The sequence below is a fragment of the Algibacter sp. genome (assembly GCF_029245835.1).
GTDB lineage: Bacteria > Bacteroidota > Bacteroidia > Flavobacteriales > Flavobacteriaceae > Algibacter_B.
In genome coordinates, this window is sequence record NZ_JAQWOO010000035.1 from 1 (window position 1) to 15929 (window position 15929).

General features: G+C 34.7%; 13 protein-coding genes and 5 tRNA genes. All 18 read right to left on the bottom strand.

What is annotated here, in order from left to right; genetic code table 11:
• Window positions 1–366: 366 nt before the first annotated feature.
• Complete coding sequence (locus P8K68_RS05930; RefSeq protein ID WP_300248775.1) at window positions 367–684, bottom strand: DUF3467 domain-containing protein; 318 nt, start codon at window positions 682–684, stop codon at window positions 367–369.
• Between the two features lie 186 nt (window positions 685–870).
• Window positions 871–5172: a DNA-directed RNA polymerase subunit beta' gene (gene rpoC, locus P8K68_RS05935; RefSeq protein WP_300248776.1), complete on the bottom strand. Its 4302-nt coding sequence runs from the start codon at window positions 5170–5172 to the stop codon at window positions 871–873.
• A gap of 32 nt (window positions 5173–5204) precedes the next feature.
• Window positions 5205–9017: a DNA-directed RNA polymerase subunit beta gene (rpoB, locus tag P8K68_RS05940; protein WP_300248777.1), complete on the bottom strand. Its 3813-nt coding sequence runs from the start codon at window positions 9015–9017 to the stop codon at window positions 5205–5207.
• Window positions 9018–9208: 191 nt separating this feature from the next.
• Window positions 9209–9583, bottom strand: a complete 375-nt coding sequence (rplL, locus tag P8K68_RS05945; protein ID WP_300248778.1) for a 50S ribosomal protein L7/L12 — start codon at window positions 9581–9583, stop codon at window positions 9209–9211.
• A 62-nt stretch (window positions 9584–9645) separates the two neighbouring features.
• Window positions 9646–10167, bottom strand: coding sequence for a 50S ribosomal protein L10 (gene rplJ, locus P8K68_RS05950; RefSeq protein WP_300248779.1), 522 nt, complete (start codon window positions 10165–10167; stop codon window positions 9646–9648).
• Between the two features lie 20 nt (window positions 10168–10187).
• Window positions 10188–10877: a 50S ribosomal protein L1 gene (gene rplA / locus P8K68_RS05955; RefSeq protein WP_300248780.1), complete on the bottom strand. Its 690-nt coding sequence runs from the start codon at window positions 10875–10877 to the stop codon at window positions 10188–10190.
• A 20-nt stretch (window positions 10878–10897) separates the two neighbouring features.
• Window positions 10898–11335 carry a 50S ribosomal protein L11 gene (gene rplK / locus P8K68_RS05960; protein ID WP_189360534.1) on the bottom strand — a complete coding sequence of 146 codons (438 nt, stop codon included), beginning with the start codon at window positions 11333–11335 and terminating at the stop codon, window positions 10898–10900.
• Window positions 11336–11406: 71 nt separating this feature from the next.
• Complete coding sequence (gene nusG, locus P8K68_RS05965) at window positions 11407–11961, bottom strand: transcription termination/antitermination protein NusG (RefSeq protein WP_300248781.1); 555 nt, start codon at window positions 11959–11961, stop codon at window positions 11407–11409.
• 11 nt (window positions 11962–11972) lie between these two features.
• On the bottom strand, window positions 11973–12170 hold the full coding sequence (gene secE / locus P8K68_RS05970; protein WP_300248782.1) for a preprotein translocase subunit SecE: 198 nt from the start codon (window positions 12168–12170) through the stop codon (window positions 11973–11975).
• A 51-nt stretch (window positions 12171–12221) separates the two neighbouring features.
• Window positions 12222–12294 (bottom strand) — tRNA-Trp (locus tag P8K68_RS05975).
• 66 nt (window positions 12295–12360) lie between these two features.
• On the bottom strand, window positions 12361–13548 hold the full coding sequence (gene tuf / locus P8K68_RS05980) for an elongation factor Tu (protein ID WP_300248783.1): 1188 nt from the start codon (window positions 13546–13548) through the stop codon (window positions 12361–12363).
• 68 nt (window positions 13549–13616) lie between these two features.
• Window positions 13617–13688, bottom strand: a tRNA-Thr gene (locus tag P8K68_RS05985).
• A gap of 91 nt (window positions 13689–13779) precedes the next feature.
• Window positions 13780–13852, bottom strand: a tRNA-Gly gene (locus tag P8K68_RS05990).
• Between the two features lie 66 nt (window positions 13853–13918).
• Window positions 13919–14000: transfer RNA gene (locus P8K68_RS05995), tRNA-Tyr, on the bottom strand.
• Between the two features lie 89 nt (window positions 14001–14089).
• A tRNA-Thr gene (locus P8K68_RS06000) sits at window positions 14090–14163 on the bottom strand.
• Between the two features lie 112 nt (window positions 14164–14275).
• The gene (gene raiA, locus P8K68_RS06005) at window positions 14276–14578 is read right to left on the bottom strand and encodes a ribosome-associated translation inhibitor RaiA (RefSeq protein WP_300248784.1); all 303 of its coding nucleotides are present in this window, start codon (window positions 14576–14578) and stop codon (window positions 14276–14278) included.
• A gap of 36 nt (window positions 14579–14614) precedes the next feature.
• Window positions 14615–15505: a tyrosine-type recombinase/integrase gene (locus tag P8K68_RS06010; RefSeq protein ID WP_300248785.1), complete on the bottom strand. Its 891-nt coding sequence runs from the start codon at window positions 15503–15505 to the stop codon at window positions 14615–14617.
• Between the two features lie 174 nt (window positions 15506–15679).
• A complete protein-coding gene (rpsU, locus tag P8K68_RS06015) occupies window positions 15680–15874 on the bottom strand; it encodes a 30S ribosomal protein S21 (RefSeq protein WP_109353751.1) in 195 nt (64 codons plus the stop codon).
• Window positions 15875–15929 lie beyond the last annotated feature (55 nt).

Here is a 15929-nt window from a genome sequence, read left to right on the forward strand (position 1 = left end):
CAGAAGCTTTGGGAACTTTCTTAGCAACCTGATTTCAGGGCTTATCGCATATAGCTTCTTGCCTAAAAAACCGTCTATTAAATTTCAAACTATAAATTCCAATCAAGTTTGCCTGTTTTAATAATCGAACTCAGGTTTTAAATTCATTTATTAGGCCTGCCCTGTTGGTCCAAAGTTCAATGGTATTGGTGGTTGCTCGTAAAAAAACATTTCGAGCACCACAAAATAAGTGGTACTAAAAGAATTTAAATTCATTTATTAGGCCTGTCCTGTTGGTCCAAAGTTCAATGGTATTGGTGGTTGCTCGTAAAAAAACATCTCGAGCACCACAATATAAGTGGTACTAAAAGAATTTAAATTCATTTATTAGGCCTGCCCTGTTGGTCCAAAGTTCAATGGTATTGGTGGTTGCTCGTAGTCTTTAATTTCACCATGAGCGTTTTCAAACCTAGTAATGTTTTCCCCTAAGGCTTTTAATAAGCGCTTAGCATGTTGCGGCGTTAATATAATTCTAGATTTAACCTTATTCTTGGGAACCCCGGGCATAATGTTTACAAAATCAACTACAAACTCAGAAACTGAATGATTTATAATAGCTAGGTTGGAATACGTTCCTTCTGCTACTTTCTCATCAAGCTCTATATTAATCTGTCCTTGTTTTTGGTTGTCTTTTTCTTCAGCCATTGGAAATTATATTTTTCACTTCCACGAAAGTGGAAGTCTCATTATTAATCATTTTTAAAATAAAAAGTCCTTACTATATAATTAGCAGGACTTTTTATTATTATTTAAACAGATCCCAACCTGCGTTGGGATAAATTCGACTAACAAGTTTTACTACCCTTTCAGCTATTAAAACTTGAGTCTCATTTAATTATAATTTAATTCTTGTTTTACTTGCATCATTTCGTCAAACTCTTCTTTAGAGCCAACAATAATATCAGTATAACTTCTCATACCTGTACCTGCTGGAATTCTATGTCCAACAATAACATTCTCCTTTAATCCTTCTAAAGTATCAACTTTACCAGCAACTGCTGCTTCGTTAAGTACTTTAGTTGTTTCTTGGAAAGATGCTGCAGATATAAACGATTTCGTCTGAAGTGAAGCTCTTGTAATACCCTGAAGTATTGGTGTAGCTGTTGCTGGATTTGCATCCCTTGCAGTTACCAACGCTTTATCTTCTCTACGCAAAATAGAATTCTCATCTCTTAACTCACGAGGTGAAATAATTTGTCCCGGCTTAAGATTTTCTGAATCTCCAGCGTCTTCAATTACTTTCATTCCGAAAATTTCATCATTTTCTTTTATAAAATCTGCTTTATGAGCTAATTGATCTTCTAGGAAAATAGTATCACCAGAGTCAATAATTCTAACTTTACGCATCATCTGTCTAACAACAACCTCGAAGTGTTTATCATTAATCTTCACTCCTTGCAAACGATATACTTCTTGTACTTCATTTACTAAATATTGTTGAACCGCTGAAGGGCCTTTAATATTCAAGATATCATTAGGCGTTATAGAACCATCAGATAAAGGCATACCAGCTTTAACATAATCATTTTCTTGTACAAGAATTTGATTAGATAACTTCACTAGGTATTTTTTAACATCTCCTAACTTAGATTCTACTATAATCTCACGGTTACCTCTTTTGATTTTACCGAAAGACACCACACCATCAATAGCACTTACTACTGCTGGGTTAGAAGGGTTACGTGCTTCAAATAATTCTGTTACACGAGGAAGACCACCAGTAATATCACCTGCTTTAGCAGATTTACGAGGAATCTTAACTAAAATTTTACCAACTTCAATTTTATCTCCATCATCAATCATTAAATGGGCTCCAACAGGTAAGTTGTAAGAACGTATAGTTTCTCCTTTTCCATCTTCAATATGAAGTGTTGGAATCAGTTTCTTATTTCTAGATTCAGAAATCACTTTTTCTTGGAAACCTGTTTGCTCATCAATTTCAACTTGATAAGTAACACCTTGTTCGATGTTTTCATAGGTCACTTTACCAGCAAATTCTGAAATAATTACACCGTTATATGGATCCCAAGTACAAACAACATCACCTTTAGTTAATTTATCACCATTTTTAACATTAATGGTAGAACCATAAGGAATATTATTAGTACTTAATACAATACCTGTTTTCTTATCCGTAAGTTTAAGTTCAGACGTTCTAGAAATTACAATATCAATCGCATTTCCTTCACTATCTGCACCTTTAACCGTTTTTAAATCTTCGATTTCAGCGATACCATCAAACTTCACAGCTAATTTGTTATCCTCTGAAATATTACCTGCAATACCACCCACGTGGAATGTACGAAGTGTTAATTGTGTTCCAGGTTCACCAATTGATTGTGCAGCAACTACTCCAACAGCTTCACCACGTTGTACCATTTTACCTGTAGCTAAGTTACGACCGTAACATTTAGAACAAATACCTTGTAAAGCTTCACAAGTTAAGGCAGAACGTACTTCTAAACTATCAATAGGAGATGCTTCAATAGCCTTTGCAATATCATCTTCAATTAATTCACCAGCAGAAACTAATAAATCATCCGTTAATGGATCATGAACATCATTTAATGATACACGACCAACGATTCTTTCTTCTAATTTCTCAACAACTTCATCATTTTTCTTAAGTGCTTCAACTTCAACACCTCTTAATGTACCACAATCTTCAGTATTAATGATAACATCCTGAGACACATCAACTAAACGACGTGTTAAATACCCAGCATCGGCAGTTTTAAGAGCCGTATCTGCAAGACCTTTACGTGCACCGTGAGTAGATATAAAGTATTCTAAAATTGAAAGACCTTCTTTAAAGTTAGAAAGAATTGGGTTTTCAATAATCTCTCCACCACCTGCGTTAGATTTTTTAGGTTTCGCCATTAATCCACGCATACCAGTAAGCTGACGTATCTGCTCTTTAGATCCACGAGCTCCAGAATCAAGCATCATAAATACCGAGTTAAATCCTTGTTGGTCTTCACGAATACGTTTCATTGACAACTCTGTTAATTCTGCATTAGTAGAGGTCCAAATATCAATAACTTGATTATAACGTTCATTGTTAGTAATAAGCCCCATATTATAGTTTCCAGTAATACCGTCTACTAAAGTGTTAGCCTTATCAATCATGCTTTGCTTTTCTGGTGGGATAATAATATCACCTAAACTGAATGATAATCCGCCTTGGAATGCAAATTTAAATCCTAAAGTTCTAATACTATCTAAGAAATCAGCACATTCAGGAACAGATGTTGCTTTAAGAATATCACCAATAATATCTCTTAAAGACTTTTTAGTTAAAACTTGGTTGATATATCCAGCTGCTTGAGGTACATGTTGGTTAAATAACACTCTACCAACAGTTGTTTCAACAATCATTCTATCAAGTTTACCATCTTCATTAATGTCGATAGTTCTAACCTTAATACCTGCATTTAATTCAACCATTCCTTCATTAAAAGCAATTTCAACTTCTTCTGGAGAATAGAATGTTAAGCCTTCACCCTTAACTTTGACTTCTGCTGTAGACTTACGCAACTTAGTCATATAATACAGACCAAGTACCATATCCTGAGAAGGTACCGTTACTGGTGATCCATTCGCTGGATTTAAGATATTATGTGATGCCAACATTAATAATTGACACTCCAAAATAGCTTCTGGCCCTAGTGGTAAGTGAACCGCCATCTGGTCACCATCAAAATCGGCATTAAATGCAGCACATGCTAATGGGTGTAATTGAATCGCTTTTCCTTCAATTAATTTGGGTTGAAAAGCTTGGATACCCAAACGGTGTAATGTAGGCGCACGGTTAAGTAATACTGGATGTCCTTTAAGAACATTTTCCAAAATATCCCAAACTACAGGCTCTCTTTTATCTATAATTTTCTTTGCAGATTTAACTGTTTTTACAATACCTCTTTCAATTAGTTTTCTAATTACGAAAGGCTTATATAATTCAGCTGCCATATTTTTAGGCAATCCACATTCAAATAATCTTAATTCTGGACCAACAACAATTACAGAACGCGCAGAATAATCAACACGCTTACCCAATAAGTTTTGACGGAAACGTCCTTGCTTACCTTTAAGTGAATCTGATAATGATTTTAACGGTCTGTTAGAATCTGTTTTTACTGCAGAAGACTTACGTGTGTTATCTAGTAACGAATCTACCGATTCTTGTAACATACGTTTTTCGTTACGTAAAATAACTTCTGGAGCTTTAATCTCTACAAGTCTTTTAAGACGATTGTTACGTATAATTACACGACGGTATAAATCATTTAAATCTGAAGTTGCAAAACGTCCACCATCTAAAGGCACTAAAGGTCTTAATTCTGGTGGAATAATTGGTACTACTTTTAAAATCATCCATTCTGGACGGTTCTCTCTATTTAAATTAGACTCTTTTAAAGACTCTACAACTTGTAAACGTTTTAAAGCTTCTGTTTTACGTTGTTTAGATGTTTCAGTATTTGCCTTATGACGTAATTCGTATGACAAAGCTTCTAAATCAATTCTTGATAACAAGTCTATTAAACATTCAGCACCCATTTTAGCTAAAAACTTGTTAGGGTCTGTATCGTCTAAATACTGGTTATCTTGAGGAAGTGTTTCTAAAACGTTTAGGTATTCTTCTTCGGTTAGGAAATCCATTTTTTGCAATGGTTCTCCTTCTTCATTTTTAGCATTACCTGGTTGAATTACTACATAACGCTCGTAGTAAATTATCATATCTAATTTCTTAGATGGTAACCCTAATAAATAACCTATTTTGTTTGGTAAAGAACGGAAGTACCAAATATGAGCTACAGGAACCACTAAATTGATATGTCCTACGCGATCACGACGTACTTTCTTTTCTGTTACTTCTACACCACAACGGTCACATACAATACCCTTATAACGTATTCTTTTATATTTACCACAAGCACACTCGTAATCCTTAACAGGACCAAAAATACGCTCACAGAACAAACCATCACGTTCAGGTTTGTGAGTTCGATAATTGATAGTTTCTGGTTTTAAAACTTCACCTCTAGACTCTGCTAAAATAGACTCTGGCGATGCCAAACCAATTGAGATTTTATTAAATCTCTTAACTGTATTTTTATCTTGTTTTCTTGCCATAATAAATGGTTGAAATGAATTTAATTAATTAACTACTCCTCTAATCTGATGTCTAAACCTAAACCTTTCAATTCGTGCATAAGTACGTTGAATGATTCTGGTAATCCTGGATCTGGCATTGGTTCACCTTTTACGATTGCTTCGTAAGTTTTGGCTCTACCAATAACATCATCAGATTTTACAGTTAAGATCTCACGTAAGGTGCTTGATGCTCCATAAGCCTCAAGTGCCCAAACTTCCATCTCACCAAAACGCTGACCACCAAATTGTGCTTTACCACCTAAAGGTTGTTGCGTAATTAATGAGTAAGGTCCAATAGAACGTGCGTGCATTTTATCATCCACCATGTGTCCTAGTTTCAGCATGTAAATCACACCAACAGTTGCAGGTTGATCGAAACGAGCTCCTGTTCCACCATCGTATAAATATGTATGGCCATATCTTGGAATTCCAGCTTCATCTGTAAATTCGTTAATCTGATCTATAGTAGCACCATCAAAAATTGGTGTTGCATACTTACGATCTAATTTTTGACCAGCCCAACCAAGAACAGTTTCATAAATCTGACCGATATTCATACGAGACGGTACACCAAGTGGATTTAATACAATATCAACAGGTGTTCCATCTTCTAAGAATGGCATATCTTCTTGACGAACGATACGAGCAACAATACCTTTATTACCATGACGTCCTGCCATTTTATCACCAACTTTAAGTTTACGTTTCTTCGCGATATAAACTTTAGCTAATTTGATGATACCTGCTGGTAATTCATCACCTACAGAGATTGTAAACTTCTCACGACGTAAAGCACCTTGTAAGTCGTTTTCTTTAATCTTATAGTTATGAACTAAATCTGCTACTAATTTATTAGTATGATCATCTGTTGTCCATTTTCCTGATACTAAATGCGCATAGTCATCAACAGCGTTTAACATTTTAAGTGTGAACTTTTTACCTTTTGGTAATACTTCTTCACCTAAATCATTAAAAATACCTTGAGCAGTTTTACCATTTACAATAGCAAATAGTTTTTCAACTAAAACATCTTTTAACTCATCAAACTTTCTGTCGTATTGCGCTTCTAAAGCTAGAATATCATCTTTATCTTGAGCTCTTTTACGCTTATCTTTTACTGCTCTTGCGAATAATTTCTTTTCAATAACAACCCCATGTAATGAAGGCGAAGCTTTTAAAGAAGCATCTTTAACATCTCCAGCTTTATCACCAAAAATGGCACGCAATAGTTTCTCTTCAGGTGTTGGGTCAGATTCCCCTTTTGGTGTAATCTTTCCAATTAAGATATCACCAGGTTTAACTTCGGCACCAACGCGAATCATTCCGTATTCATCTAAGTCTTTAGTAGCCTCTTCTGAAACATTTGGAATGTCATTTGTTAATTCCTCATTACCCAATTTAGTATCTCTTACGTCTAAAGAATACTCATCTATATGAATAGAAGTGAATATGTCTTCACGAACCACTTTTTCAGAAATTACAATCGCATCCTCAAAGTTATACCCTTTCCAAGGCATAAAGGCTACTTTCATATTTCTACCTAAAGCAAGCTCTCCTTTCTGGGTGGCATACCCTTCACATAAAACCTGACCTTTAGAAACTTTATCTCCTTTAACTACAATGGGTTTAAGGTTGATAGAAGTCCCTTGGTTTGTTTTTCTGAATTTTACTAATTGATATGTTTTAACATCAGAATCAAAACTTACTTTAGCTTCATCTTCAGTACGATCGTATCTTATTTTGATTTCATTGGCATCAACATAAAGTACTTCTCCGATTCCTTCAGCATTAATTAATACTCTAGAATCTGAGGCTACTTGACGCTCTAAACCTGTACCTACAATTGGTGCATCTACTCTTAATAATGGTACTGCTTGACGCATCATGTTAGATCCCATTAAGGCTCTATTCGCATCATCATGTTCTAGGAACGGAATTAACGACGCAGAAATAGATGAGATTTGGTTTGGTGCAACATCTGTATAATGCAAATCACTAGGATCAATTACAGGGAAGTCACCTTCCATTCTTGCAATTACCTTATCATGTAAAATTTTACCGCTATCATCAACTTCAACAGTTGCTTGAGCAATTAATTTATCTTCTTCCTCTTCTGCACTTAAATATGTTGGCTCATTTTTAATATCTACAACACCCTCTGTTACTTTTCTATATGGTGTTTCGATGAATCCCATAGAGTTCACTTTAGCAAAAACTGAAAGTGATGATATTAAACCAATGTTTGGTCCCTCTGGTGTTTCAATTGGGCATAAACGTCCGTAATGTGTATAGTGTACATCACGAACCTCGAAACCTGCTCTTTCTCTGGATAAACCTCCAGGTCCAAGCGCTGACAAACGACGTTTATGCGTAATTTCCGCTAAAGGATTGGTTTGATCCATAAACTGTGACAACTGATTCGTTCCAAAGAAAGAATTAATTACAGACGATAACGTCTTTGCATTAATTAAATCTATAGGAGTAAATACCTCATTATCACGAACGTTCATACGCTCACGAATAGTTCGGGCCATACGTGCTAAACCAACACCAAATTGAGACGATAATTGCTCACCAACTGTACGTACACGACGGTTAGATAAGTGATCAATATCATCAATCTCTGCTTTAGAATTGATAAGCTCAATTAAATATTTTATAATCGTAATGATATCTTCTTTGGTAAGCACTAGCTTATCCATTCCGATATCTAATTGTAATTTTTTATTCATTCTATAACGACCTACTTCTCCTAAAGAGTAACGTTGGTCACTAAAGAATAATTTATCTATAATACCGCGTGCTGTTTCCTCATCTGGTGGCTCAGCATTACGCAATTGTCTATAGATATGCTCAACAGCTTCTTTTTCAGAGTTTGTTGGATCTTTTTGAAGTGTATTATGAATAATAGCGTAATCGCCTTGTTCTGTACTTTCTTTATGTAAAAGAATAGTTTTTACATCAGCTTCAAGAATTTCTTCAATATTCTCTTTATCTATAACAGTATCACGATCAAGCACAATTTCATTACGCTCAATAGATACTACTTCTCCTGTATCTTCATCAACAAAATCCTCATGCCATGTATTTAATACACGTGCAGCTAATTTTCTTCCTACATATTTCTTTAATCCAGATTTAGAAACTTTAACTTCTTCTGCAAGGTCAAAAATCTCTAAGATATCTTTATCACGCTCAAAACCGATAGCACGGAAAAGCGTAGTAACTGGTAATTTTTTCTTTCTATCAATGTATGCATACATCACTTGATTGATGTCTGTTGCAAACTCAATCCAAGACCCTTTGAATGGTATAACTCTTGCTGAATATAATTTTGTTCCATTGGCATGGAAAGATTGACCAAAGAAAACTCCCGGTGAACGGTGTAACTGTGAAACAACCACACGTTCTGCACCATTGATACAAAATGTACCAGAAGGTGTCATGTAAGGTATAGTTCCTAAATACACATCTTGAACAATGGTCTCGAAATCCTCATGTTCAGGGTCTGTACAATATAACTTTAACCTTGCTTTAAGCGGAACGCTGTATGTAAGTCCTCTTTCAATACACTCTTCAATAGCATATCTTGGTGGATCTACAAAGTAATCTAAAAACTCTAAAACGAATTGATTACGTGAATCTGTAATTGGAAAGTTTTCCATGAAGGTATTATAAAGACCTTCATCACCTCTTTCTTCAGATTTTGTTTCTAATTGGAAAAAATCCTGAAAGGATTTAATCTGAATATCCAAAAAATCTGGGTATTCTGTCTTATTTACAATAGACGAGAAATTTAATCTTTCAGCTTGTGTTGATAACATCAATGGACGGAATTTTGATTAAAAAATAGTTATAGTGGTTTTAAACACTAGATAAATAGCTTAAAAATAGTTTCATTTTCTCACTATTCAGCAATTTATTCTGCTATATCATTATATACGCAAAATGGTCTAGGTGTTATCCCGCTATAAACGGGATAGACCTAAACCTTTGTATTGTTGAGAAAATAAGCTTACTTAAGCTCTACCTCTGCACCAGCTTCTTCTAAAGATGCTTTTAAAGCTTCAGCTTCATCTTTAGTTACTGCTTCTTTGATAGCACTTGGTGCATCATCAACTAAACCTTTAGCTTCCTTTAAACCTAAACCAGTTAATTCTTTAACTAATTTTACAACAGCTAGTTTAGAACCACCTGCTGCTTTTAAAATAACATCAAATTCAGTTTGAGCTTCTTCAGCTTCTCCTCCTCCAGCAGGACCAGCAACAGCAACTGCAGCAGCAGCAGCAGGCTCGATACCATACTCATCTTTTAATATAGTTGCTAACTCATTTACTTCTTTTACAGTAAGGTTAACTAATTGTTCTGCGAAATCTTTTAAATCTGCCATTTTTCTATCGTTTTAATAATTTTGTAATAATATATTTGTAATAAAGTGCGTACTATTTAATACTATCCTTCTTTTTCAGATAGTGTTTTGATAATTCCAGCTAGTTTTCCACCACTTGATTTAAGTGCAGAAACAACGTTTTTAGCAGGCGATTGTAATAATCCTATAATCTCTCCTAATAACTCTTCTTTAGACTTGATATCTACTAACATGTCTAATTGTTCGTCTCCAATGTAAACGGTTTCCTCAATAAAGGCACCTTTTAATAAAGGTTTATCTGATTTTTTACGGAACGTCTTAATTAACTTAGCTGGTGCATTACCTGTTTCAGAATACATCACCGATGTATTTCCTTTTAAAACAGATGCAAGGTCTCCAAAATCTCTATCTGAAGCTTCCATTGCTTTTTCAAGTAATGTATTTTTAACAACTGCCATTTGCACGTTTGCTTTAAAAGCAGCACGACGCAAATTTGAGGTAATTCCTGCGTTTAATCCTGAAATATCTGTTAAATAGATATTTGAATTGTTAGCTAATTCTGCAGTTAAGTCCTCAATTACTTGTGATTTTTCTTCTCTTGTCATAATTTAAAGTTTTAACTTAATTAACCAATTTTAGGATCAATAGCTAAACTAGGGCTCATTGTAGAAGACATAAAAATGCTTTTTACATAAACTCCCTTAGCCGTTGTCGGTTTTAGTTTCATTAATGTTGTTAATAATTCATTTGCGTTACCCGCAATTTTATCAGCACTAAATGATGCTTTTCCAATAGCAGCGTGTACAATACCTGTTTTATCAACTTTGAAGTCAATTTTACCAGCTTTCACTTCGCTTACTGCTTTTGCAACATCCATAGTTACTGTACCTGTTTTTGGGTTAGGCATTAATCCACGAGGACCTAATACACGTCCTAAAGGACCTAACTTACCCATAACACTTGGCATAGTAACGATAACGTCAACATCTGTCCAACCACCTTTAATTTTATCAAGGTATTCATCTAAACCAACGTAGTCTGCCCCAGCTTCTTTAGCTTCTGCTTCTTTATCTGGTGTTACTAATGCTAATACTTTCATGTCTTTACCAGTACCGTGCGGTAAAGAAACCACACCTCTTACCATTTGATTTGCTTTACGAGGATCGACTCCTAAACGTACTGCTAAATCAATTGATGAGTCGAACTTAGTATTGGTAATTTCTTTTATTAGAGCTGATGCTTCATCAACAGAATAAACTTTACCTTTTTCAATTTTTGCTAAAGCCTCTTTTTGCTTTTTTGTTAATCTTGCCATTTTATAATGTCTTTAATAGATTAAGAAGGAAATTTTCCTGTTACAGTTATTCCCATCGATCTTGCTGTTCCAGCAACCATTTTCATAGCAGACTCTATAGTAAATGCATTTAAATCTACCATTTTGTCTTCTGCGATGGTTTTAACCTGATCCCAAGATACTTTAGCTACTTTTTTTCGGTTTGGCTCTCCAGACCCTTTCTTCACTTTTGCAGATTCTAATAATTGAACTGCTGCCGGTGGAGTTTTAATTACAAAGTCAAATGATTTGTCTTTGTAAACAGATATAACAACAGGTAATACTTTACCTGCCTTATCTTGGGTTCTGGCATTGAATTGCTTACAGAACTCCATGATGTTAACACCTGCAGCTCCTAAAGCGGGTCCAACCGGTGGCGATGGATTCGCAGCACCTCCCCGAACTTGTAACTTAACTACTTTACCTAATTCTTTTGCCATTTTTAATAATTTAATTTTTGATGTTATCTCTCATTTGGAAGCGAGAGACTCATCTATCTAATGTAACACTCTTATACTTTTTCAACCTGCATATAACTTAATTCTAATGGTGTTTTTCTTCCGAAAATTTTAACCATAACTTCAAGTTTACGCTTTTCTTCGTTTATCTTTTCGATAGTACCATCAAATCCATTGAAAGGTCCATCAATAACTTTAACGGTTTCACCTTTAGTAAAAGGAATGGCAACATTTGCACTTTCTTCTACTGCTAATTCATCAACCTTACCTAACATTCTGTTTACTTCAGATTGTCTTAATGGTACGGGGTCTCCGCCTTTTGTTTCCCCTAAAAAACCGATAACATTAGTAACCGATCTTATGATATGAGGAACCTCTCCAGTTAAATTAGCTTGAACCATAATATATCCAGGGAAAAACACTTTTTCTTTGTGAATTTTTTTTCCGTTTCGGATTTGTACTACGCGCTCTGTTGGAACCAATACTTGATCAACATAATCTTGTAAACCTAGACGAGCAATTTCATTTTCTATGTAGGTTTTAATTTTGCTTTCTTGACCACTTACAGCACGAACAACATACCATTTTTTTTCACTTACTTCAGACATAAATTTTGTTTTTAACCGTTAATCCATTGAAAGTAAGCTTCTATAACTTTACTAAAAACTGTATCTACACCCCAAATAGCTAGGGAAAATATAATAGAGAATACAGCTACTAAAACTGTTAAACTTTGCGCTTCTGCCCACGTAGGCCATGTCACATTATTCTTTAGTTCTCCGAATGATTCTTTTATATAATTTACAATTCCAGCCATGATATTATTTTCTTTTTTATCTAAATTGAAATGGTACTCAATTTCATATTGCACGGGCGGAGAGACTCGAACTCCCGACACCTGGTTTTGGAGACCAGTGCTCTACCAACTGAGCTACGCCCGTAAATACAAGTCAAGGTATTCCGAAAAAAACGGAATACCTTAGCTTATAATATTTATTTAAACTGTATTAGTCTAATATCTCAGTTACCTGACCAGCACCAACTGTTCTACCACCTTCACGAATTGCGAAACGTAAACCTACGTTCATTGCAATTTTCTGAATTAATTCAACAGTAATAGTTAAGTTATCTCCAGGCATAACCATTTCAACTCCATCAGGAAGCGCAATGTTTCCAGTTACGTCAGTAGTACGAACATAAAACTGAGGACGGTAGTTGTTATGGAATGGAGTATGACGTCCACCTTCTTCTTTTTTAAGGATATAAACCTCAGCTTTAAATTTAGCGTGTGGTGTTACAGAACCTGGCTTTGTAATAACCATACCTCTTGAGATTTGAGATTTCTCAATACCCCTTAATAAGATACCAGCATTATCACCAGCCTCACCTCTATCTAATATTTGACGGAACATTTCAATACCTGTAATAGTAGATGTTAACTTTTCAGCCCCCATACCAATAATTTCTACAGGATCTCCAGTATTTGCTACACCAGTTTCAATACGACCAGTTGCAACAGTACCACGACCAGTAATAGAGAATACATCTTCAATAGGCATTAAGAAAGGCTTGTCCATATCACGTACTGGCTCTTCAATCCACTCATCACAAGCTTTCATTAACTCCAATACTGTATCCACCCATTTTTGCTCACCATTAAGTGCACCTAAAGCAGAACCAGAAACTACAGGTCCATTATCTCCATCATACTCATAGAAAGATAATAAATCTCTGATTTCCATATCTACTAATTCAAGTAACTCTTCATCATCAACCATATCCACTTTATTCATGAATACAACGATACGAGGAATACCTACCTGACGTCCTAATAAGATATGCTCACGAGTTTGTGGCATAGGACCATCAGTCGCAGCTACTACTAATATTGCACCATCCATTTGCGCAGCACCAGTAACCATATTCTTAACATAATCGGCGTGACCTGGACAGTCAACGTGTGCGTAGTGACGATTTTCTGTTTGATATTCTACGTGTGACGTATTAATTGTGATACCTCTTTCTTTTTCCTCTGGAGCGTTATCAATTTGATCAAATGATCTTGCTTCTGAGAAACCTGCATCAGCTAATACTTTAGTAATAGCAGCAGTTAAAGTTGTTTTACCGTGATCTACGTGTCCAATTGTACCAATGTTTAAGTGTGGTTTTGAACGATCGAAAGTTGCCTTTGCCATGTTTTTAAATAATTTTAATCTTAGTTATATAATAATACTTTGTGTATTCTTTCTTTTACTCTTAATAGAGCCAATGACGAGAATTGAACTCGTGACCTCTTCCTTACCAAGGAAACGCTCTACCCCTGAGCTACACCGGCGTAAAGTTTTTATTTCCTATTCTCTCAAACACAATTTTTTAAACTGTTTTAACATGAAAGAAGAGATTCCTGCCTTCGCAGGAATTTATTGAGCGAGAGACCAGGTTCGAACTGGCGACATTCAGCTTGGAAGGCTGACGCTCTACCAACTGAGCTACTCTCGCAATTTTTGATAAGTTAAAACTTATCTGGTTTACAATATTTCAACAAAAAAATCAAAAAAAAAGTTGTGGGGAGAGCAGGATTCGAACCTGCGAAGACGTAGTCAGCAGATTTACAGTCTGCCCTCGTTGGCCGCTTGAGTATCTCCCCAATTAACTTTATTTCATTTTTTTCAAGAACGTCCTCAAAACAACTATTTTTTTGTGTTTTGAGATTCCTGCTTTCGCAAGAATTTAAAGAGCCGATGGAGGGACTCGAACCCACGACCTGCTGATTACAAATCAGCTGCTCTAGCCAGCTGAGCTACATCGGCTTTTTCTGAGTTTATTTTACAAAAAAACCACATAAAAAAAGCCCGCTATTTCTAACGGACTGCAAATGTATAGATTTTTTACTTTATTCAAAACATTTTTTGAGAAATTTTACTATAAATGTGCACTTAATTTTTCTTTTCTCTTTTTAAGTTGTCTTTGAAGCGATGCAACTGCCATATCTACACCTTCTTCAAAGGATTTGCATTGCTTTTTTACTATTAGAGTATCTCCGGGTACACTTACTTTTGCTTCAAATATTTTATTTTCTTTATTACTCGTATTTTCAACTTTTAAAAAAACATCAGATTTAATGACTTTATCATAATACATATCTAATTTATCCATGCGTTGCTGAACGAAATCTATTAACTTTTGGTCTGCATTAAAATTAACTGATTGTGTGTTTACCTTCATAATCCTTTTTTTGGTTAGACAATAATTTTACAAATACTACTTTTTACTTCTTGGATGTGCATCTATATGCACTTTTTTTAGTTCGGCTATACTATTATGAGTATAAACTTGTGTAGCAGCTAAACTGGAATGACCTAGAAGTTCTTTAACAGCATTTAAATCGGCACCTTGATTTAACAAATGTGTAGCAAAAGAGTGCCTGAGTATATGTGGACTCTTTTTTACTTTTGAAGATGCTAAACTAAAATACTCATTTATTATTCTGTAAACAAGTGTTTCATATATTTTAACGCCTTTTTTCGTTAAAAAGAGATACTCTGCATCCGAAATACTCTCAAGTTTATTTCTTAGATGTAAATATTTACTAGCTGTTTCCACTACAGATTTTAATAACGGAACGATGCGCTCTTTATTTCGTTTGCCTAATACTTTTAGTGTTTTAGTATTTAAATCTATACTTGTAAGTTTGAGTTCAACAAGTTCAATTCTCCTGATACCGGTTGAATAAAATAATTCGATAATGAATTTATCGCGTACACTTTCAAAATCGTCAGCAAAATTTAAATCGTCCAAAACAGTTTTTATCTCTGCTTCTGAAAATGGGACTTGAATTTTTTTACTTGTTTTAAGTGCTCTATGTTTTGATAGCGGATTAAGCTTAATATCACCGGTTTTTAAAAGAAACTTAAAATAGGTGTTTAAAGCTGAAACTTTCCGATTGATACTTCGGTTTGACAACCCTTTTTCTACAAGTGATACTATCCAACTTCTTATTTGAGAATAATTGACATTTATTATTAAATTGGTATCGTATTCGCCTTTTATGAATTCTAAAAAGTCTTCTAAATCATTTTGATAGGCATTCACAGTTAACTTGGAATAATTTTTTTCCAGTAATAAATAATCTGTAAAGGAATTGAAAGACATCTTTTTAAGTTAAAAGTTTAAAGTTAAAAGTTAAAAGTCAATACCGCAACTTTAAAACTACATATAACCAATGAATACTTATTGCGCAAAAATCCCGCTAGATACTGAAAGAATTCCGATAGCTATCGGAACAGTAAACATAGCGGGATTGTATGATTTTAAAAAAAGTACTATTTATACTTCTTCTGCATCTCTTAAACTTTGTATGTATTGCGCTTTTTTAACTTGCGCTCTACGTTCAACTGAAGGTTTAGTGAACTGTTTACGTTCTTGCAACTGATTTTTAACCGTTGTTTTTACAAACTTTCGTTTGTAACGCTTTAGTGCTCTATCTATATTTTCTCCTTCTTTAACTGGAATTCTTAACATAGTGTCTTAACCTCCTCTCTTTTAGATTTTTCAAGGCGCAAATATAAAAAGTAAT

Excerpts from the sequence above, each read along its gene's own strand:
- P8K68_RS05930 (WP_300248775.1), bottom strand. The coding sequence starts at position 684 with ATGGCTGAAGAAAAAGACAACCAAAAACAAGGACAGATTAATATAGAG.
- rpoC (WP_300248776.1), bottom strand. The coding sequence starts at position 5,172 with ATGGCAAGAAAACAAGATAAAAATACAGTTAAGAGATTTAATAAAATC.
- rpoB (WP_300248777.1), bottom strand. The coding sequence starts at position 9,017 with ATGTTATCAACACAAGCTGAAAGATTAAATTTCTCGTCTATTGTAAAT.
- rplL (WP_300248778.1), bottom strand. The coding sequence starts at position 9,583 with ATGGCAGATTTAAAAGATTTCGCAGAACAATTAGTTAACCTTACTGTA.
- rplJ (WP_300248779.1), bottom strand. The coding sequence starts at position 10,167 with ATGACAAGAGAAGAAAAATCACAAGTAATTGAGGACTTAACTGCAGAA.
- rplA (WP_300248780.1), bottom strand. The coding sequence starts at position 10,877 with ATGGCAAGATTAACAAAAAAGCAAAAAGAGGCTTTAGCAAAAATTGAA.
- rplK (WP_189360534.1), bottom strand. The coding sequence starts at position 11,335 with ATGGCAAAAGAATTAGGTAAAGTAGTTAAGTTACAAGTTCGGGGAGGT.
- nusG (WP_300248781.1), bottom strand. The coding sequence starts at position 11,961 with ATGTCTGAAGTAAGTGAAAAAAAATGGTATGTTGTTCGTGCTGTAAGT.
- secE (WP_300248782.1), bottom strand. The coding sequence starts at position 12,170 with ATGGCTGGAATTGTAAATTATATAAAAGAATCATTCGGAGAACTAAAG.
- tuf (WP_300248783.1), bottom strand. The coding sequence starts at position 13,548 with ATGGCAAAGGCAACTTTCGATCGTTCAAAACCACACTTAAACATTGGT.
- raiA (WP_300248784.1), bottom strand. The coding sequence starts at position 14,578 with ATGAAGGTAAACACACAATCAGTTAATTTTAATGCAGACCAAAAGTTA.
- P8K68_RS06010 (WP_300248785.1), bottom strand. The coding sequence starts at position 15,505 with ATGTCTTTCAATTCCTTTACAGATTATTTATTACTGGAAAAAAATTAT.
- rpsU (WP_109353751.1), bottom strand. The coding sequence starts at position 15,874 with ATGTTAAGAATTCCAGTTAAAGAAGGAGAAAATATAGATAGAGCACTA.